The organism is Bartonella sp. B10834G3 (genome assembly GCF_016102505.1).
GTDB classification, from domain to species: domain Bacteria; phylum Pseudomonadota; class Alphaproteobacteria; order Rhizobiales; family Rhizobiaceae; genus Bartonella; species Bartonella choladocola.
In genome coordinates, this window is the sequence record NZ_JACFOM010000002.1 from 580,076 (window position 1) to 599,371 (window position 19,296).

The window sequence follows — 19,296 nt, forward strand, 5'->3', positions numbered from 1 at the left end:
TACATATGTATGATTGGGAACAATTCTTTATCACGGTAGAATACCGGCAGTTTTTCCCGCCTTTAGTGCCAGCCAGAACGTTGCAGTACCTTGTGAGGAGTTCGGCTTAAGACCGGTCAATTGTTCAATCAGGTGAATGCGGTAAATCAACGTCTGACGATGGATTCCGAGCACATATGCCGCAGCTTTCCAGTTGCAATCCTGTGCGATAAATATATCCAAAGTCTGGAGCAAAGAAGTATGGTTTTGCTTATCGTAATCGATCAGTTTCCCTAAAAAATGCTCGACAATATCCCGCGTTTCCGAAACTGTTTTCGGAAACAGACTGACGATTTGTCCCTCTGTTCCGTATCGCATGATATTGCAACTGTTTTCCTTGGCTTGAGAAAGTGCAATTTTTGCCTGACGTGTACTTTCGACAAATCCTGTTGCCAATGTAACCGGCTGGCTAACGCCAATTTTCGTAGCAGGGCCGAAAGCTTCAACCACAGCGCCAATCATGTCTTCATTATCGGGTAAGGTAATATAATCGGGTTGACCGGCAAGAATAAGCGGAAACGAATTGCGAAAAACCGGATGATAATGGATGTCTTCAAATGTCCATTTGGCGGGGCCACCTACTTCTATTGCAAGATTGACAAGTGGATTTTCCAGATTGCGGCGCATCAAAATTGCTTTCGTTGCACGGTAATCGACATCACCTGAAAGAATATCCTTGAATAGTTTTTCGCCCTCTTGTCGCTGCCGGTCGCACTCGATCATCTGGCGTTCCATTTCAATGCCGATCAATCCATTGAGATAATGGGCCAGCAATGGGTCAATAATGGTTTTCTCGTCATGATGCCAAAGATAGAGCAATACATGACTACGACCTGGTACTTCAAGCGGCTGAACGTTATCTGGAACTTTCAATGCTTTTGATGAGGCTGCAATTATTTGGTGGCTGCGAATGTCGCTCACAATCATATGCCATAATTGGCGGCGCCCCAGATTTTCAAGGCGTTCATTCAGTTCCAAACTTTCATGCAAAGACAGTGCATAAGCTTGAAAGAGCTTGTGCCCCGCTTCCAATTGGTCCCTTCGGGTATTCATACTGCTTTCTATAACGATGCGCGCGATGCAAGCGAGTTTCACCTTGAAATGAGCAACCAGAATTGGAAAGTTATGTTCATCGGCAATATCAAGCAAATCTCTGGTGAGGTTGGCTGCATCACTACGGGGAGTAATAACAAGTGCACTGGCATTCGAGGCTATGAGCCTGGTAATCCATTCAACTTGTTCTTTGGCATTTACGGGTATGCCTGCACCGGTAGTCATCACCAGATTACCCGCAGAAACCCAGTTCCAAGGATCCGGAAGATCGACGGCATGAGCCCAATTGATTAATTTTTCGCCGCCTTGCGTGCCTGCTTTATAGCTTAATTGCAAGCCCTTGTTAGCAACCAAATCGTTGACTGTAATCATTATTCTCCCCCCTCTTCCGGTATCATTGACATGATCGCCTTTGCCCACGCGGAAAAGCGCCGGTTTAACGTTTATTTCAAATAATAAATAATTTTATTCCACTGTCATTACCAAACAAAGATTATTTTAAATCGGGGCTTTTAAAGTTCTATATGAACGACCCATTCTATCGCTATATGTCCCGTTCCGGTTATTTGAACTTTATCAACGCTATTACCAACAACTTGTCAGAATGGCTTCCACCATACTGAAGATAAACTCTATCTTCGCAGCCAATATTGAAGCTATCACAATGATATGCTTATGCACCAAGCCACCGAAAATATGATTGGAATTTCGGAGATTATTTTGCGGAGAAGACAGCTTGTTATCGTCGATTAAAAAAGAGATACATGGCGCATATTTTCAATCCGGAAGACCGGAGAAATGCATGTAACCATGTAATGATATGCCAACAATCAATAGATTTACCAGAATAGTCCGGATAACCTTATAGCAAGCCAACAATAACATCCGTAAAACTCAAAAAAATACTGACACATAAACGATCACTTCTAATTAAATAAATAATATAATTCACAATTTAAAAAATACATAAAATATTTTTTTCATTTTTAAAAAACATAATAATTTACGTTATTAATTAAATTTATTTAAAATATAATATATATTTTTTATTTATTAATAATAAAATTTTTACTGAACACAACCAAAAATATAATTTTTAAATGTAAAATTTTAAGTGTTAAACCGGAATTTCACTTATGATGGAGCACAATAGCTCCATCATAAGTTATTATATTTGCATTCAAAATGATTACGCCCTCACCTTGGGAGCGATGTTTTTCGCCCATAAGCCTGTTACAATCGGCACAATAACAGAAGTAATAACGACGCATGTGGCAACCAATGCTGTAGCAGAATGTGCAACAGCCGAAAATTCGGGGTTGATCTGCGCAATCGCTACAGGTGTGGCTACTGCCGCGCCAGCCGAACTGGAAGCTGCGATTCCGGCTGTTCCGCGTCCTCCGCCTATAAAAATATCACTCAAAATAAGTGGAATACCGCTAATGACAACAACACCAATAGCCATTGTAATACCAAGCAAACCGGTCTGCACTACAATACTCAAGTCAATGGTATTCCCAAGTGCGAATGCAAAAAACGGGATCAACAATTTACTTCCGGGGCTAAAAAGCGCTCTTAAATCGTTATCAAGATTACCGAGCACAAATCCGACCAGAAACGGAATTAATACGCCGACAAGATGGGCGGGTGAAAATGCTGCGGCTCCGATAGTACCCAAAATTATCATTGTTACCAATGGTCCCGATTCCATTGATACGAGAACCGAAGCGGCAGCTTCTTCTTTTGAGCCATACATATGGGTGAGAGACGCATAAAGACCGGCATTGGTCATATCTAACGCCGAGACAACTGCCAAAGTTGAGAGACCTGCGAAAAACCCTTCCGTTATGCCAGCCGACGGCAAAAACCGCATACAGATAAACGCAACTATCCAGGCAACAAGAATTTTAGTACCAATCAGCGTTCCCGACTTTCTTAGAACTGTTCCGGTCGCTCGCAAGTCGATTGACGTGCCCATACAAAAAAGCCATGCTGCTAATAAAGGTATAGCGCCCGTAATTATCCCTTGGGTGAATGAACCGAAATAGGAAGCTGTGCCGGGGGCAAAACTTTTTACCAATGCCCCCAAAAAAAGAGGGACGATCATAAGCCCGCCGGGTATTTTTTCAACATAATGTAATATACGCATTCCAACTCCTCCGCTTTTGTGCGTAATAACTGCTATTGTGGATATGTTGGTGTTGCGAACAAGTTTCCTTTTGAAACTTCATCGCTTGTTTATTGGGGCGCAAAGCCTGTTGCGCCTTGATGTGCTTGTTGGCAGAAAGGCGAATTTTCGGGGGTCAAGCTGCCAATTTTCGATACGAAATTGAATATGCCACCACTATGAGAAAACAAACGAGAGGCAAACCATAGGAATAATGGGTTCCGAATGCATCTGAAAGCCGTCCCATAAAATATGGCAGAATAGCACCACCGACGATCGCCATAATCATATAAGAGCTACCCATCTTGGTGTGAGAACCGAGATTTTTAACTCCCATTGCAAAGATTGTCGGAAACATAATCGACATAAAAAAGAAAATTCCGATTGCGGCAATAACCGAGATGTAATTGCAACCTATCAAAATGACTGCGCATAAAATCGTATTGATAATCGCATAGATGCACAGCAATTTTACGGCGTTTATTTTAATCATCAAAGCTGTCGTTATGAATCTGCCTGCCATAAAGGCCAACATTGCGATCGACAAATAATAGGCGGCGTTCTGACTCGTGGCGTTAGGCCATGTTTCCACTGTCAGGTTAATGAAGAATGCGCCAACTCCCACCTGCGCCGCCACATAAAACAGAAGCGTTATAACCCCTGTCACAAATTCTGTATGTGACCACATTGACGCGTGATGGGTTTTAGCGTTGGCTCCATCGCGCTCGCTTTCTAACAAGCGTAAATCAGGTAAAGGTGTTTTCAGAAACAGGAAAATAAGGCCGACAACAGCACAAGCAATCACAACGTAAGTCAATGTTACAGCGTCGAAATTCCCCTGAGCATCCGGCGCGACAGTTTTGAAGAAGAACATCCCGCCTATCAACGGCCCGATAAACTGCCCAAGTCCGTTAAAAGACTGAGAAAGATTGAGCCGTTGCTCGGCTGTTTCCGGATTTCCAAGTGCCGACGAATATGGATTGGCAGATGTCTCCAGAAATCCCAAGCCAAGAGCCAGAACAAACAGCGCAAAAAGAAAGAAGTAAAAATTCATTACAATAGATGCTGGTACAAACAATAAGGCTCCCAGAGCATATAATGAAAGTCCCATTATGATGCCCGATTTATAGCCACGTTTCGAGATAAATATCCCCGCAGGTAATGCAATTACAAAATAGGCTCCGAAATAGGCAGCTTGAATGAGACCGGATTGCGCTTTTGAAATCTGTAGCGCTTCCTGGAAATGCTTGTTCAATACGTCAACAAGCCCGTAAGAAAGCCCCCACATGAAAAACAGTGTTGTGACAAGAATAAATCCCGTCAGATATTTTGGCTCTGTTATCTTTGCCTTCATAGATTTCCTCCCAGAGTGACTAACGGCAATCCGACAAATCAAAAATTTTCGTCATTTCGACCCATTTTTGATCCGGTTTTGCGACGCCAAGCGGCTTTTGAAATTGTGACATTAACGCTTCCCATTTTTCGTTAACCGGATCATTTTCCGCTATTTCTTGAGCTTCTTCGGGATTAAAATCATCGGCGACTTCCATAATCATGAATAACCGATTTTCGACTTGCCAGATTTGCATGTCTTTAATGCCGCGCCGCTTTATATTGGCCGCAACTTCCGGCCAAATATGCTCGTGATATTGTTGATATAACTTCATTTTTTCGGGATCATCGACAAGATCCAAAGCTTGACAAAACCGTTTCATTCAAGGCTCCTCGATCAAACTGTGAGCGCCCGATCGAGGTGCGTATATCCTCCATCGACGTAAAGATGCTGACCGGTTGTGTGAGATGCTCTGTCCGACAAAAGAAAAACAACAGTGTTTGCTATTTCGTCCACTGTCGTCATTCGTTTTCCAAGAGGAATGTTGGCAGTGATTTTTTCAAGTTGCTCTTGTGGATTTTTGAACGTTTTAATCCATCTTTCATAGAGCGGTGTCATGACTTCGGCGGGGATAACCGCATTGACGCGAATACCGTCATTCACCAGCGCGGCAGCCCATTCACGTGTCAAGGCCAACCGGCCGCCGTTGGCCGCCGCATATCCGCTGGTATGTCCCTGTCCCGTAATTGCGGTTTTCGACCCGATATTAACAATCGAGCCACGCGTTTTGACCAAATGGGGCAAGGCATAATGAGCCATTGTAAAATAATGTACGAGGCTTTTCTCAAGAGATTGTCGAAATTCCTGAACGGAGTTTTCTATTCCTATATTGTCGTTGACACCTGCATTATTGACCAGTCCGTCGATCCTGCCGAAACGCGTTGCTATCTCCTGAACATTATTTGCGCAGGCCTGCTCATCCATTAAATCGGATTGACCGAACCAGTAACGGGCACCATTTTTCTTTAGCTTTTCGACAAAATCATCATGCAAGGCCGATCGGCCGATAATCGCAACAATTGCCCCTTCGGCTGCGAGATTGAGCGATATTGCTCCTCCAATTCCTGCTCCGCCACCGGTTACGATAATTACTTTGTCCTTCAGATGAAGATCCATTATTCCACTCCCGTAATTATGTTTCTAAAGTCTGTAAATTTGCTTGGGAGTTTGTTCCTCCACAATCAGCCTTTCATTCCCGTCCCAATGTTCTGTCCAGATTTTCCAGTAATCCAAAACACTTGCATAACTTTTGACCACTGACGACACAGGCCAATCCGAGCCCCATAAGAGACGTTCCGGCCCGAATGTTTCATAAACAAAATCGGTGTAACGACGAAAAGTATCAGGCGGAACATCCCCTCCCGCTTCAAGCATCAATCCGGAAATCTTTAAACATACATGATCCATTCCGGTGAGTTGCAGAACCCGGTTTTTCCAGTCAATGAATGCTTCTTCATCTCCGAATATCGGTTTTGCCAGATGGTCGACGACCAGATAATGTCGATCATGTCGGGAACAAAATTCCAAAGCCGCATCAATATCTTTTTGACGGATCAATATTTCATAGACAAACTCTTCTGCCTGAATGAGGGGCATTGCATAGTGAAGTCCCGAATGTTCACGAAGATAGCTTGACGGGTCAATTTCGTCCTGAATGAGATGCCTGAAACCTTTTATAACGGATTGTTGTTTTGCGTCTGCCAGTTGAAGCTCTGCATCACCATCGAAATCGAACCAGCCAATAACGCCGGCTATTGCTTGATACTTCCGGGCGAGAGTGCACAAAAAATTATTCTCGCCCTGTTTGGGGCGGGCCTGCACGGCAATAACCTTGCTGACTTTATCGCCGATAACAGACAACAGATCATCGACAAGTCGATCGCATTGAATGGAACTCAGATCTCCTGAAATCCAAGGAAATTCTGCTTTGTTATAAGACCAGAAATGTACGTGACAATCGATCATCTTGTTCTCCGTCACACGCTATCCGGCAAACGAGTATTTTTTTAACGACTCCGGTTTCATTTCAATAGAAAATCCGGGATCTACAGGTGCAACATAGGCCGCATTACGGATGATGCAGGGAGAAACGAAATGTTCGTGGAGATGGTCGACATATTCTGTTACCCTTCCCTCCATACTGCCGGAAAAGCAAAGATAATCGATCATGGCGAGATGTTGCACATATTCGCAAAGACCAACACCTCCGGCATGCGGACACACCGGCAGCTTATATTTTGCCGCCATAAGCAATACTGCGAGTACCTCGTTGACACCCCCAAGCCTGCAAGCGTCGATCTGCACGATGTCTATTGCTTCGCGCATGATGAATTGTTTGAAGATAATACGGTTTTGACACATTTCTCCCGTCGCAACCTTGACCGGGCTGACTGCCTGACGTATGGCACGATGCGCTTCGACATCGTCCGGACTGGTCGGCTCTTCGATAAACCAGGGATTGGCAAAAGAAAGCTGTTTTACCCAATCTATTGCCTCATTTCTTTCCCAGGTTTGATTTGCGTCGATCATCAATTGGCGATCATTGCCAATGATTTCACGCGCAATTTTTATGCGCCGTTTATCTTCTTCGACATCGCGCCCGACTTTTAATTTGACATAATTGAAACCGGCGTCGATTGCCTCTTTGCATAACCTCGCCAATTTTTCGTCGCTATAACCTAGCCAACCTGCCGAAGTTGTATAACAGGGATATCCCTTTTCGCGAAGGATTGCCTCTCTATTCGACTTGTTCGCCGCCCATTTGCGTAATAAATCCGTTGCTTCATCTTCGTCGACACAATCGGTCAAATAACGGAAATCAATACAATTCACCAATTCTTCCGGTGTCATATCCGCAACAAGCTTCCAAACGGGTTTTCCCTCGCTTTTAGCCCACAAGTCCCATATGGCATTCACTACTGCCCCTGTTGCGAGATGGATTGCTCCTTTGTCGGGACCAATCCAGCGAAGTTGGCTGTCAGAGGTGAGAGTACGCCACATTTTGCGAGGGCTTCGTTTAATCTCCTCAAGATCCATTCCCACTACCAAATGGCGCATTGCTTTAATTGCGGCGCAGCAAATTTCATTCCCCCGACCGATTGTGAAGGTCAGCCCGTGTCCGCTGAGGCTGTCGTCATCGGACTTTAAAATTACATATGCAGCAGAATAATCCGGATCAGGATTCATAGCGTCGGAACCATCCAGATCTTGTGAAGTCGGGAACCGTATGTCCAAAACGTCCATATCGATGATTTTTGTCATTATTTCTACCTTTGATAAGCGTTCAAGTTAATTGGTCTGTTTGCATCCGATGACATATTTTTTGCTTGTCACGCTGCCGCCTGCTTTTCATAGCCGTATTGGCGGTACACGGAAAATGTAGCGATGAGAGCTGCGCAGACGAGCGTGCATAGGGAGAGAACGACAAGGCCGCCCGACTTGCTTGCCAACAGCCTTTCCGATTCAACACGAATTATCGGAGCAAAAAAACTTCCTATCGCTCCAACCATGGTGCATATGCCTATTCCCGCAGCAAGCGCACTGCCTGATAATACCTGCGGCGGAAATGTCCAGAAAATGGGTTGTACAGCGAGAAAACCGATTGCCGAAAACGAAAGGGCAACAATTGCGAAAGGTGCAGAAGCATAGGCGGAAACAACCAATCCGATCGCTGCAAGGATAACGATCAATGCGGCTACCATCAAACGCAAATGGGGATGTCTATCGGTATAACGCGGTATGTAATAAACTCCGAATATAGCGGCTATATAGGGAATGGATGCGACTATCGACGCTTTGAAGCCTATTGTCGTACCCATAAGAGCGGCAACCTGGGAAGGCAAAAAGAATAACATCCCGTAAACACCGATTTGGAGAAATCCGTATATCAATGCAAGATGCCAAAGTGCCATACTTTTTACGGCTCCGCCAAAATGACGCACTTGCTGTTTCTTGCTCTCTTTTGCCAATTGCCCGCACAGTACCGCCCGCTCGTCAGAAGACAAAAATTTTGCATCGTCAGGAGCGTCATCAAGGTAGAAATAACAAAAAATACCGGTGAATACTGCTGGAAGTCCTTCTATTATGAACATCCACGTCCAACCGGCATATCCGAACAAGCCTTCGAGTTCCAGAAGTGCACCGGAGATCGGGGAACCCAATGCGAGGGCAAATGGAACAGCTAAAACAAAAGCACTTATAACTGTTCCGCGTACTTTATCGGGAAAAAACATTGAAGCTAACAAAAGAATACCCGGATAGAACCCGGCTTCCGCCACTCCAAGGAAAAACCGGAGAAGAACAAATTCATATTCGTTCGTGATAAAGCCGGTTGTCATGGACAACGCACCCCACACAATAGTGGTCATGCTTATCCATTTTCGTGCGCCGATACGATTTAATATCAAATTGGCCGGCACACCGAAAAGCGCATAAGCGGAAAAAAATATTCCGGCCCCCAGAGCATAGGCATTATCGGAAAGATGGAGATCGCTTTGCATTGCATCTTTGGCAAAGCCGATATTTACCCGATCTATAAAAGCCACAAAATAGAGTACGAATAATAATGGCATAAGCCTTACCCATACTTTTGTAACTGTTTTGTTTAATAACGGATCTTGATATGCCGCAATTATTTTCATGGTTATCCTCCCAAAATACCATGTCTGTGGCTTGCAAAGCTTCAGGCACCTCCCGCGCCGGAAGCTATACTATTGAATTCGGTCCGTTAACCGGCGGAAACAACTTTCTGTTTTTGCTCGCCCAAACCGGTGATACCAAGATGCATCGTTTGCCCCGGCTTCAGATAAACCGGCGGCTTCAACCCCAGACCCACTCCCGGAGGCGTACCGGTCGAGATAATATCACCCGCCTGCAAACTCATGAACTGACTGACATAACTGACGATTGTAACAACGTCGAAAATCATCTTTTGCGTATTGCCGTTCTGGTAACGTTTCCCGTCTATATCAAGCCAGAGATCAAGATTTTGCGGGTCTTCAATCTCGTCTTTTGTAACGAGCCAAGGACCGATAGGCCCGAATGTATCGCAACCTTTTCCTTTATCCCATGTCCCGCCGCGTTCGATCTGGTATTCACGTTCGGAAATATCATTGATCACACAATATCCTGCGACATGGTCCATCGCCTGATCTTTTTCGATATAGCGACCGCTTCTGCCGATAATCACACCCAATTCGACCTCCCAATCGGTTTTTTTGGAACCACGGGGGATTTCAACATCATCAAAGGGGCCAATGATCGCACTGGTCCACTTATTGAATATAACCGGTTCGCTTGGGATCGGAGCATTTGTTTCGGCTGCATGGTCGGAATAATTGAGGCCGATACATATGAATTTTCCTGTTTTGGCAACGCAGGGGCCAAGTCGTACCGATCCATCCACAATCGGTAAACTTGATATATCTATATCACGAATTCTGGTTAATTCGTTCTCAAGCACTTCCCCGTCAATATCGCGAACAATGCCTGAAAGATCACGAATATTGTTATCCCTATCCAGAATTCCGGGCTTTTCATATCCTTTTTTTCCGAAACGCAATAATTTCACTTTTATCCTCCTGCTAATTAATTGGTCCAACCACCATCAATCATGTTGAATGTACCGGTAGTGAACGACGTTTCGTCACTTGCCAGATAAACCGCAAGAGCGGCAATCTCGTTCACATTACCTATCCGTCCCATAGGTTGGCGCGCGACAAATTGTTCATAAACTTCTGCTTCGCTGCGATTTTCAAGCTTGGCTTGCACTGAAATGCGTTGGCGTAACGAAGGTGAATCTACTGTTCCGGGACAAATTGCATTGCAGCGGATACCCTTTTTTACATAATCGGCGGCAACCGAGCGGGTAATTCCCAACACTGCAGCCTTCGTAGCACTATATGCAAAACGGTTTGTTACACCTTTTATGCTGGAGGCTGCGGATGACATATTAATAATGGATCCGCCACCATTTTTCAGCATCAATGGCAAGAACCCTTTTATCATATGAAACATCGAGTCAACATTTATCGAGAATGCCTTTTGCCATTGCGCGTCGTCACATTCTTCGATCGAGCCGGCAGGAACCCATCCTGCACAGTTAAAAAGTACGTCAATTGTGCCTACCTTATGTACAAAAGCGTTAATCGCTTGGCTATCGGTTACATCAAGAACAGCAATTTCTATATCCGGATTTTCCTCCCGAATGGTTGCAAGTAATTCGCTATTAATGTCTGTAGCAATCACTTGCGCGCCTTCTTGTGCAAATTTCAGTGCCGAAGCACGTCCTATACCTTGCGCTGCTGCGGTAATGACACATCTTTTCCTATTGAGGCGCATCGTTCCTCCTTATATGACAGTATTGTCATGTTTATTGGTTAGACCAATTATTTTGGCTCGACCAATTAACAATGGAATTTTAAACTTGGCAAGCACTTTTTTTGGAAACAACCTGATGAATAATTCCCGTTTATACCAATCTATCGCAAATAGAATTGTGCAGGACATAGAAGACGGTTGCTATCATATTGGCGATAAACTTCCGCCTGAACGCGATCTTGCTGAAATACTGAAAGTTAGCCGCACTTCCGTTCGCGAGGCAATTATTGCACTTGAGGTATCGGGTATCGTCGAAGTCAAAGTCGGTAGCGGCGTTTATGTGTTATCGACCAAAAGTGCCCGCTCGCCGAATTTGAAGCGGGAAATCCACTCTCTGCTTCAACCTTATCTCAAGTCTAATGGCGACGTAGCTCCATTCGAGCTACTGGAAGCGCGTTTGTACCTTGAACCACATCTTGCCGAAATTGCAGCATTGGAACGCACCGACGAGCAGATGGAAGGAATTAAACAGGCTTACATCATGAATGTCTCGGACAATCTCGAACATTCAAAAGACCATATCGGCGACCGATTGTTCCACATCAGAATCGCTGAAGCGTCACAAAATGCTGCTTACGTTTATTTCCTCGAATATCTTTTAGGACAGCAATATACCGAACTTTTCAGCGGATTACAGAAGCTTTATACGCCAGAGGATATGCCGCTCCGTTCACAGATTGAACATCACCAGATATTGGTAGCAATCGAACAAAAACAACCTGATAGGGCGCGTTCCGCAATGGCGAACCATATCCGGAATGTTATAAACATTTTTTCACGAAAAACCGAATAGAGATTTTCCGATTATTATTGCTTTGTGCCATGAGCCTATGAAGATCAATTTTATTTCTGAACAACATACATAAATTTTAAAATATGTTGGCTGAAATCCTGCCGATCAAAGGTGTCATCGCAATGCAAATTCGGACCGACTTCAATCCGGTTGTTTCGGTTCTGTCTTCTCAGGTTTTCATTTATTTTTCCGGAATATTGTTCAAAACAAACCATTTTAAAAAAAATTGAATAGAATTTCTAAAATTCAAAACAAAAAAGATTTTTAAAATGTTTATACATTAAATAATGTTATAATTACATCAATCCTTAAATATAGTTATTTTTATTGATTTTTATTATAACATATTTATATTTATTAATGTTTTTATTTTGAATTCTGGTATCCACACCGGTCAGAAATCAAATAAATTCTGCAATCGAACGGATAGGCAAATTTTTTCCGGTTAACGTTGCAAACAGAACTTCCACTAAACTCATGCAAAAGCGGCAGTTTTTATGATATGTCATAACCGCATTTGCGTGTTTCACATCCACTTACAAGTTCGATTTCAAGTTGAAAAATCGTTCTACTTCTCGGTGATTTTCCACGGTGCGGCTTCATCATGTTGCCAAATACCGCTCTTGTTTTGTCGAGCTTCTTTTTGTGAGACACCATAAAAGCCGTTGGAATATTTTGGCCAATCAATGGCGTAGCCATTGCGCACCAGCCAGCCTGCTATATCATCCCCTGTGGACGAATAACAAATAGCAATGACATTTCCAGCATTGTCATTGCCACGAGGCTCACATTGAACCGGTTGTAAATTGGTCAACCAATCCGAAAGTGCAGATGCTGCCTGCTTACCACAGTCATAGCCACTACCATTCGCGCTCCGACATATCTGCCCAAGCTCCGGGGCGTCAACCCCCCACAGTTTTATATGTTGATTGCGGATTTCCAGTGTTTCGCCGTCAATTACATTGATAGCTCCCGTTATCGCTGCGCGACTTTCAGCCAAGGCAGGCAATGACAAAATACACAACAGAAATGAAATGAAAAAGCGCATCGTTCACACCATACTATCTTTCGGAAGTTACCAGAGTTTAGACGTTTCTTACATTATTTCAAAGAATAAATTCGGGCCAAATGAGGTTCTATAAAGCAAAATATTTTGTCTCATGCGAGCGATAATGGAACTCTCCGCTATAACGCAGCCTTCAGCCAAGCTATCACTTCAATGAGGAGATGCGCTTTTTTCATCGGGTGCAAAAATTCACATTACAATTGTTAAAATAAAAATGGCTCAACATTTATCATGAATTGAGCCATTGAAATCTGAAACTGGCAATCAAGCTTTAGTAAACAACCGCGAAATGGATAGACCCGATTGCACCGGCAAAAATTTTCTTGCCATCTTGTGCAACTTGTTGCACTGCCTTTTGGTCAACTGCAGTGCGATCCCACATTGTACCGCCAATGCTCCCCTGCTTCCAATCAACAGGTTTGCCAAGAAGACTTTCGGAATCTTTCTGGTTGTAGATCTTCGCTGTATTATTTTGCAGTGCTTTGAACAATGCATCATCGCCATTCGGGAAGCCGCCAAGCTGGGCAGCCGATTTAACAAGGTCTTTCAGCTTGTCGTCGCTGATTTCAGGCGGGGTGAACACCTGAAAATTGCCAGCCGGAACGCCCTCGAAACCTGCATATTTTGCAGCATCCGCGTCCTTTAATGTACCGGTGAAATATTGCGGATTGGTCATATTCGTGTTGACTTGCTGATTGATAATGCCGGATGCACTGATACCTTTTTCAACAAGTTCCTGAATACGCGACAAAGCGTCGGAAATACGAGGCGACATCACGTTACGATCATCGACACGAACAGATTGTGTCGTATTTTTCGACTGGACAATTTCCTGAATATTCTGGGCTGCTCGCAATCCCGGAACATCAAAACCATGATTGACCAGATTCAAATCGGTTGATGTAACAGATACCATTTTAACCTCCGATATAATGCCGATATGAGCGTGCACTATTCTTTGTTTATAATATAGTTCAAATAGTCAAATTATGCAAATAATCCCGCAAAACTCTGAAAAAGCCGGCTGTCAAACAGAACGGGCCAGCTCTTGAACTGTTCAAGCTCCCACTATTACAAGGGTCTTTTGATAAACGTCGATCTGAATATCTCAATTATGTTGATAATAACTGATACTTTCTTTTATTGAATCAATGATATAAAATCAAATCAAGAAAATTGATTTATGAATATAATATTTATAATAACAATTATTACAATTTCCTGTCGTTATATTTTGAATTGAATTAAAGATAATTATACCAGTTTAGGCACTTTGATTTTAATACGCAAATAAAACTGAAAATTGTTTGTTCCGCCTTTTTCATTCGCGGGTGAAAATAGAATTTCCGGCTCCAGAAACGCGGTAAACTTGAATGAAATATGAGGAGATAGATAAGGCTGTTATTATCAATTTTACTTTTCTTTCACATTCAATTGTTTTGCGGTAAGCTGGCATACGTTCAGAGCCAAACGACACGCCCAAACGACACCGTTTGACCGCTTTACCATTCAATAGCCAGAAACACGCCCAAGGAAATTCCGATGAAACTTTATTATTACGACCATTGCCCGTTCTGTGTCCGTGCCAAGATGACAGCGGGATATAAACAAGTTCCAGTTGAATATATTGTTTTGCTGAATGATGATTCCGAAACGTGTATGCGGCTTGTTCATAAAAAACAGGTTCCTATTCTGGAATTTGACGATGGTTCGGCCATGGTCGAAAGCCTGGATATTGCGCATAAATTTGATGAAATTGGCGAGAAAAGTCGCGTTATTGTTCCGGCAACCGATATTCAAAAGCGGGTCACCGACGAGCTTTCCGAGGTCTCTTCGGATATTAATGCATTGCTTTATCCACGCAATGTAAAAGCATCACTTCCCGAATTTGCTACGAAATCGGCCATTGAATATTTTCAGGCAAAAAAAGAAAAGTCACTCGGCAAATCATTCGATCAGGCTATGAGTGAAACAGCCGAGCATAAAAAGAATGTTGAAGAGAGACTGGCTACTTTGTCTTTTAATCCCGATAATACAAGTAACGGTCTCGGTTGGGATGATGTCATGATATTTCCGACATTACGCAATTTGACGATTGTAAAAGACATCAAAATGCCACAGCAACTTGAGGATTATGTCAAACATATTTCTGCTCTGACCGGCGTTCAGCTTTATTACGATCGCGCATTTTAAGCTCTGTCGGTTTGCCACAAATGCAGATTTTACCTTACATCGCCCCGATTGGCATGTTGTTGTTGTCGAATGTGTTTATGACCTTCGCCTGGTACGGCCATTTAAAATTCACCAACAAGCCATTAATGATCGTCATTATAGCAAGCTGGGGAATTGCATTCTTTGAATATTGCCTTGCGGTTCCCGCAAACCGTTTGGGACACACCGTTTATAGCGCCGCCCAACTCAAAACAATTCAGGAGGTTATAACCCTTTTGATATTTTCCGGTTTTTCGATTCTCTATCTGGGCGAAAAACTGACGATAAACCATTTTGTCGGCTTTGCACTTATTGTAAGCGGAGCCTACTTCATCTTCAAAGGTCCGTTATAATATCGGTTTAGGGCTTTCCAGGTCCTGTTCATGAATGTTATAACGGCAAAAAACCAAAATTATGGAAGAGGATTATCATATGGCAAAGATCAAGGTCGCAAATCCCGTCGTCGAACTCGACGGCGACGAGATGACACGCATTATCTGGCAATATATCAAGGAAAAATTGATCCATCCCTATCTCGACATAGATCTGAAATATTATGATCTTTCGATTGAAAATCGCGATGCGACCAACGATCAGGTAACAACCGATGCTGCAAACGCCATCAAGAAATATGGTGTTGGCGTTAAATGTGCGACAATCACACCGGATGAAGCCCGCGTAAAAGAGTTCAACCTGAAAAAAATGTGGAAGTCGCCGAACGGCACAATCCGCAACATTCTCGGCGGCGTTATTTTCCGTGAGCCGATTATTTGCAAAAACGTTCCCCGTCTCGTTCCGCACTGGACAAAACCGATCATTATCGGCCGTCATGCTTTTGGTGACCAATATAAAGCGACAGATTTCAAATTCCCCGGCAAAGGCAAGCTGACAATCAAATTTGTCGGTGAAGACGGAACCGTTATCGAACATGATGTTTATGATGCACCGGGTGCCGGTGTTGCATTGGCTATGTACAACCTTGATGCATCTATCCGCGATTTTGCCCGTGCATCATTCAATTACGGCTTGCAGCGCAAAGTTCCGGTTTATCTTTCCACAAAGAATACCATTTTGAAGGCCTATGATGGCCGTTTCAAAGATATTTTTCAGGAAGTTTTCGATAAGGAATTCAAATCCGAATTCGATAAATATAATCTCACATATGAGCACCGTCTGATCGACGATATGGTTGCCTCGTCACTTAAATGGTCCGGCGGATATGTCTGGGCTTGTAAGAATTATGATGGTGATGTCCAATCCGATACAGTGGCTCAGGGTTTCGGCTCTTTGGGACTCATGACCTCCGTTCTCATGACACCGGACGGCAAAACTGTTGAAGCCGAGGCCGCACATGGAACAGTAACCCGCCACTATCGCCAATACCAGCGCGGCGAAGAAACATCGACCAACTCGATCGCTTCGATCTTCGCCTGGACACGTGGCTTGGCACACCGTGCAAAGCTCGACAACAATGACCAGTTGAAGCACTTTGCCGATACACTTGAAAAAGTATGTGTCGATACTGTTGAATCCGGTTTCATGACCAAGGATCTTGCCTTGCTCATCGGACCGAACCAGAAATGGCTTTCAACAACAGGTTTTCTCGACAAAATTGCGGAAAATCTTGCCAAAGCACTTGCTTGAACATTTCCAATTTGAAAAGCAAAAAGCCCCGTTTCACACGGGGCTTTTTGTTTTTGCGGGAACAAAAATTGCCGATCAAAGTTTCGTTTCTTGGCACTAAAGCCTTATGAGGCTATTTAAAAGACCGACACTGATTCTAAAAAAATATAGGGATGACAATGAATGAACAAGGCTGGTCAACACTTCTTTCAGGTAGAAATGGTGTCCGCTCTGTAACACTTGCAGGCGGGGTTGCTCTGCATGCGGTCAATGTCTACATAGTCGTCACTATCCTGCCCTCCCTTGTTGCCGATATTCACGGTGAGCAATATTATTCATGGGCAGCAACAATTTTTGTGACAGCATCGCTCATCGGTGCATCGCTTGCAGCAAAATTGTTGTCCCGTTTTGGGCCCAAAACCGCTTATGTCCTTTCGGCACTTCTGTTTGCTGCGGGAACCCTTATTTGTAGTGTTGCCCCGACGATGGCAACATTCCTGTTCGGTCGGCTTATTCAAGGTTTCGGTGGCGGCTTTTTGCTATCACTTTCCTATTCCATGGTGAGAATTGTATTTGACCCTGCGTTATGGCCACGGGCGATGGGGCTCATTTCCGGCATGTGGGGAATTTCGACATTACTCGGCCCCGCCATTGGCGGCATTTTTGCCGAATACAGCACTTGGCGTGCTTCATTCTGGACAGTTGGTATTCTGGCACTTTTATTTTCCGGCGTTGCGCTTAAAGTTTTGCCCGGCACGACAGAACGTCAAAACGTTTCGGAACGGCTTCCTGTTATCCAGCTTGCTGTTTTGACTGTTATGGTTCTTATCATTTCGGCAAGCAGTGCGGTGAGCGACAATAATATCAAAATTGCCGGTATTATTATCGGTGCTATTCTGCTTCTTGTTCTTGGGATTATCGACAAACGATCGGAAAATAAAATGCTTCCCGACGGTTCATTTTCAATCCAGTCGATATTTCTGCCGCTTTACGGCCTGATGGTTATTATCTCGGTCGCGGTAAACGGTGCGGAGCTTTACCTTCCCCTGTTTCTTCAGGAACTTCACGGGAGAGGGCCACTTGTTGCAGGCTATATTGCCGCCCTTATGAGCATCGGCTGGACCTGCGGTTCATTGCCAAGTGCCGGAGCTTCGCCGAAAATTGTGCGCAAAATCATCATTCTCGCACCCGTGATTGATATGCTCGGAATGGCGACGTTGTTCTATTTCATCCCGTCTGAAATGAAGTCATCGGGATTTCTGATTTCGATTTGTCTCGCGCTGTTCCTGATCGGTGTCGGGGCTGGAACGTCATGGCCGCATTTGCTCACCCGCGTATTACAATGTGCTTCCGAAAAAGACGCGACACGTGCCAGTGCATCCCTTACAACAATCCAGTTGTTTTCAACAGCTTTAAGTGCAGCACTCGCCGGAAGCATTACCAATCTTGCCGGATTATTTGATCCGGGCGGAGTGAGCGGTATGATTGCGGCTTCCAAAGTGCTGTTTATCTTTCTGATTATCATATTGCTGCTTGCAGTGCCGCTTGCCTTTATTATTTCCCGCGATATGCTCAACCGGCCTGATGGGAAACATTCAGACAACAAAAGCAATCAGAAACACAACCAGAATAATTAAAAATAGCACATCCATTGAACGCTTGAAGAGTCGGATGGCACGGTAAATATCGTCGGGAGCGGCCATTTTCCCGCTTTCATTCTGGAAAGGTTCGTCAACAGCTTCGCCTGAATAGATTCTTGGTCCCAAAAGCTTGACATCAAGGGCGCCCGCAAAGGCACATTCGGGAAAACCGGCATTGGGCGAATGATGGTGGCGCGCATCTTGTTTCACCACTTCAAGTGACTTTGCGGCAGCTTTCTTATTGATAAAAAGTCCGCTTGTCAGGATAACGATAAACGCTGTCAATCTTGCCGGTATAGAATTGACAACATCGTCAAGCCGTGCCGAAGCCCAGCCGAAATCCTTGAAGCGCTCGTTTTTATAGCCGATCATCGAGTCGGCCGTGTTCACCAATTTATAACAAAAAAGGCCGGGAAGACCGAGGATAAGATACCAGAACACCGGTGCTACAACGCCATCAGAGCTATTTTCGGCGAGGCTTTCAATAGCTGCGCGACAAACTGCGCTTTCATCGAGATTTTTTGTGTCCCGCCCGACTATGAGCGAAACAGCGCCTCTCGCTTCGGCAAGCGAACCTTGTTTGAACGCTTTTTCAACTCTAGCGACGTGATCGACAAGGCTTTTTTGCGCAAGGAAGATGGAGGCAACCAGCGCTTCAATGATTATCCCTGTAAACCCCAGTGGAAGCAAAAGCCTATGAACAACAAGCCCAACAATAAAGGTTGCCAGCAACAAGATGAGAAGCGCACCGAGGCCATACCATTTGCGGCAGCGGGAAGACATTGTCTTCTTGTTAAATCGCGTTTCAAACCACTTTATGCCTGCCCCGAATGCAGCTACCGGATGAGGGAGCTTGCGCCATAACCAGTCGGGGTCGCCAATTGACCGATCAATCAGGAGCGCCAATAAAAGGATAAAACAGAGACGCTCCAC

18 protein-coding genes are annotated in these 19,296 nt (G+C 44.2%); 5 read left to right on the forward strand and 13 right to left on the reverse strand.

Annotation, left to right across the window (positions count from 1 at the left end; all coding sequences use genetic code 11):
• Positions 1-30: 30 nt before the first annotated feature.
• The 10 genes from H3S94_RS07940 to H3S94_RS07985 form a co-directional block, all read right to left on the reverse strand.
• On the reverse strand, positions 31-1,464 hold the full coding sequence (locus tag H3S94_RS07940; RefSeq protein WP_198240730.1) for a PucR family transcriptional regulator: 1,434 nt from the start codon (positions 1,462-1,464) through the stop codon (positions 31-33).
• An 817-nt stretch (positions 1,465-2,281) separates the two neighbouring features.
• Positions 2,282-3,241 carry a 2-keto-3-deoxygluconate permease gene (locus H3S94_RS07945; RefSeq protein ID WP_077992404.1) on the reverse strand — a complete coding sequence of 320 codons (960 nt, stop codon included), beginning with the start codon at positions 3,239-3,241 and terminating at the stop codon, positions 2,282-2,284.
• A 154-nt stretch (positions 3,242-3,395) separates the two neighbouring features.
• Complete coding sequence (gene fucP, locus H3S94_RS07950) at positions 3,396-4,613, reverse strand: L-fucose:H+ symporter permease (RefSeq protein WP_198240731.1); 1,218 nt, start codon at positions 4,611-4,613, stop codon at positions 3,396-3,398.
• Positions 4,614-4,632: 19 nt separating this feature from the next.
• Positions 4,633-4,974, reverse strand: coding sequence for an L-rhamnose mutarotase (locus tag H3S94_RS07955; RefSeq protein WP_198240732.1), 342 nt, complete (start codon positions 4,972-4,974; stop codon positions 4,633-4,635).
• Between the two features lie 14 nt (positions 4,975-4,988).
• Positions 4,989-5,768: an SDR family oxidoreductase gene (locus H3S94_RS07960; RefSeq protein ID WP_077992411.1), complete on the reverse strand. Its 780-nt coding sequence runs from the start codon at positions 5,766-5,768 to the stop codon at positions 4,989-4,991.
• A 24-nt stretch (positions 5,769-5,792) separates the two neighbouring features.
• Positions 5,793-6,617 carry an amidohydrolase gene (locus tag H3S94_RS07965; RefSeq protein ID WP_198240733.1) on the reverse strand — a complete coding sequence of 275 codons (825 nt, stop codon included), beginning with the start codon at positions 6,615-6,617 and terminating at the stop codon, positions 5,793-5,795.
• Between the two features lie 18 nt (positions 6,618-6,635).
• On the reverse strand, positions 6,636-7,913 hold the full coding sequence (locus tag H3S94_RS07970) for an L-fuconate dehydratase (protein ID WP_198240734.1): 1,278 nt from the start codon (positions 7,911-7,913) through the stop codon (positions 6,636-6,638).
• A gap of 68 nt (positions 7,914-7,981) precedes the next feature.
• Positions 7,982-9,292 (reverse strand): MFS transporter, encoded by a 1,311-nt coding sequence (locus H3S94_RS07975; protein WP_198240735.1) that lies wholly within the window; start codon positions 9,290-9,292, stop codon positions 7,982-7,984.
• 86 nt (positions 9,293-9,378) lie between these two features.
• Positions 9,379-10,221: a fumarylacetoacetate hydrolase family protein gene (locus H3S94_RS07980; RefSeq protein ID WP_198240736.1), complete on the reverse strand. Its 843-nt coding sequence runs from the start codon at positions 10,219-10,221 to the stop codon at positions 9,379-9,381.
• A 17-nt stretch (positions 10,222-10,238) separates the two neighbouring features.
• Positions 10,239-10,991: an SDR family oxidoreductase gene (locus tag H3S94_RS07985; protein WP_077992421.1), complete on the reverse strand. Its 753-nt coding sequence runs from the start codon at positions 10,989-10,991 to the stop codon at positions 10,239-10,241.
• Between the two features lie 115 nt (positions 10,992-11,106).
• Between H3S94_RS07985 and H3S94_RS07990 the strand changes: the two genes are divergently transcribed.
• On the forward strand, positions 11,107-11,823 hold the full coding sequence (locus H3S94_RS07990) for a FadR/GntR family transcriptional regulator (protein ID WP_198240737.1): 717 nt from the start codon (positions 11,107-11,109) through the stop codon (positions 11,821-11,823).
• A gap of 568 nt (positions 11,824-12,391) precedes the next feature.
• On the opposite strand, the gene H3S94_RS07995 is transcribed toward H3S94_RS07990, so the two are convergent.
• Together H3S94_RS07995 and H3S94_RS08000 are read right to left on the reverse strand one after the other, a co-directional pair.
• Positions 12,392-12,871 (reverse strand): thermonuclease family protein, encoded by a 480-nt coding sequence (locus tag H3S94_RS07995; protein WP_198240738.1) that lies wholly within the window; start codon positions 12,869-12,871, stop codon positions 12,392-12,394.
• Positions 12,872-13,160: 289 nt separating this feature from the next.
• Complete coding sequence (locus H3S94_RS08000) at positions 13,161-13,805, reverse strand: hypothetical protein (RefSeq protein ID WP_077992425.1); 645 nt, start codon at positions 13,803-13,805, stop codon at positions 13,161-13,163.
• A 626-nt stretch (positions 13,806-14,431) separates the two neighbouring features.
• Here H3S94_RS08000 and grxB point away from each other — a divergent pair.
• From grxB to H3S94_RS08020, 4 genes are all read left to right on the forward strand, one after another.
• Entirely contained in the window at positions 14,432-15,082 is a 651-nt protein-coding gene (gene grxB, locus H3S94_RS08005) for a glutaredoxin 2 (protein ID WP_198240739.1), read from the forward strand.
• A gap of 20 nt (positions 15,083-15,102) precedes the next feature.
• Positions 15,103-15,453, forward strand: coding sequence for a DMT family protein (locus H3S94_RS08010; protein WP_077992428.1), 351 nt, complete (start codon positions 15,103-15,105; stop codon positions 15,451-15,453).
• 79 nt (positions 15,454-15,532) lie between these two features.
• Complete coding sequence (locus tag H3S94_RS08015) at positions 15,533-16,744, forward strand: NADP-dependent isocitrate dehydrogenase (protein ID WP_077994560.1); 1,212 nt, start codon at positions 15,533-15,535, stop codon at positions 16,742-16,744.
• Between the two features lie 158 nt (positions 16,745-16,902).
• Positions 16,903-18,360, forward strand: a complete 1,458-nt coding sequence (locus H3S94_RS08020) for an MFS transporter (protein WP_198240740.1) — start codon at positions 16,903-16,905, stop codon at positions 18,358-18,360.
• On the opposite strand, the gene cbiB is transcribed toward H3S94_RS08020, so the two are convergent.
• Positions 18,319-19,296 carry an adenosylcobinamide-phosphate synthase CbiB gene (gene cbiB / locus H3S94_RS08025; protein WP_198240741.1) on the reverse strand — a complete coding sequence of 326 codons (978 nt, stop codon included), beginning with the start codon at positions 19,294-19,296 and terminating at the stop codon, positions 18,319-18,321. The genes H3S94_RS08020 and cbiB overlap by 42 nt on opposite strands.

Coding starts and splice junctions, on each gene's coding strand:
- H3S94_RS07940 (WP_198240730.1), bottom strand. CDS start 1,464: ATGATTACAGTCAACGATTTGGTTGCTAACAAGGGCTTGCAATTAAGC.
- H3S94_RS07945 (WP_077992404.1), bottom strand. CDS start 3,241: ATGCGTATATTACATTATGTTGAAAAAATACCCGGCGGGCTTATGATC.
- fucP (WP_198240731.1), bottom strand. CDS start 4,613: ATGAAGGCAAAGATAACAGAGCCAAAATATCTGACGGGATTTATTCTT.
- H3S94_RS07955 (WP_198240732.1), bottom strand. CDS start 4,974: ATGAAACGGTTTTGTCAAGCTTTGGATCTTGTCGATGATCCCGAAAAA.
- H3S94_RS07960 (WP_077992411.1), bottom strand. CDS start 5,768: ATGGATCTTCATCTGAAGGACAAAGTAATTATCGTAACCGGTGGCGGA.
- H3S94_RS07965 (WP_198240733.1), bottom strand. CDS start 6,617: ATGATCGATTGTCACGTACATTTCTGGTCTTATAACAAAGCAGAATTT.
- H3S94_RS07970 (WP_198240734.1), bottom strand. CDS start 7,913: ATGACAAAAATCATCGATATGGACGTTTTGGACATACGGTTCCCGACT.
- H3S94_RS07975 (WP_198240735.1), bottom strand. CDS start 9,292: ATGAAAATAATTGCGGCATATCAAGATCCGTTATTAAACAAAACAGTT.
- H3S94_RS07985 (WP_077992421.1), bottom strand. CDS start 10,991: ATGCGCCTCAATAGGAAAAGATGTGTCATTACCGCAGCAGCGCAAGGT.
- H3S94_RS07990 (WP_198240737.1), top strand. CDS start 11,107: ATGAATAATTCCCGTTTATACCAATCTATCGCAAATAGAATTGTGCAG.
- H3S94_RS07995 (WP_198240738.1), bottom strand. CDS start 12,871: ATGCGCTTTTTCATTTCATTTCTGTTGTGTATTTTGTCATTGCCTGCC.
- H3S94_RS08000 (WP_077992425.1), bottom strand. CDS start 13,805: ATGGTATCTGTTACATCAACCGATTTGAATCTGGTCAATCATGGTTTT.
- grxB (WP_198240739.1), top strand. CDS start 14,432: ATGAAACTTTATTATTACGACCATTGCCCGTTCTGTGTCCGTGCCAAG.
- H3S94_RS08010 (WP_077992428.1), top strand. CDS start 15,103: ATGCAGATTTTACCTTACATCGCCCCGATTGGCATGTTGTTGTTGTCG.
- H3S94_RS08015 (WP_077994560.1), top strand. CDS start 15,533: ATGGCAAAGATCAAGGTCGCAAATCCCGTCGTCGAACTCGACGGCGAC.
- H3S94_RS08020 (WP_198240740.1), top strand. CDS start 16,903: ATGAATGAACAAGGCTGGTCAACACTTCTTTCAGGTAGAAATGGTGTC.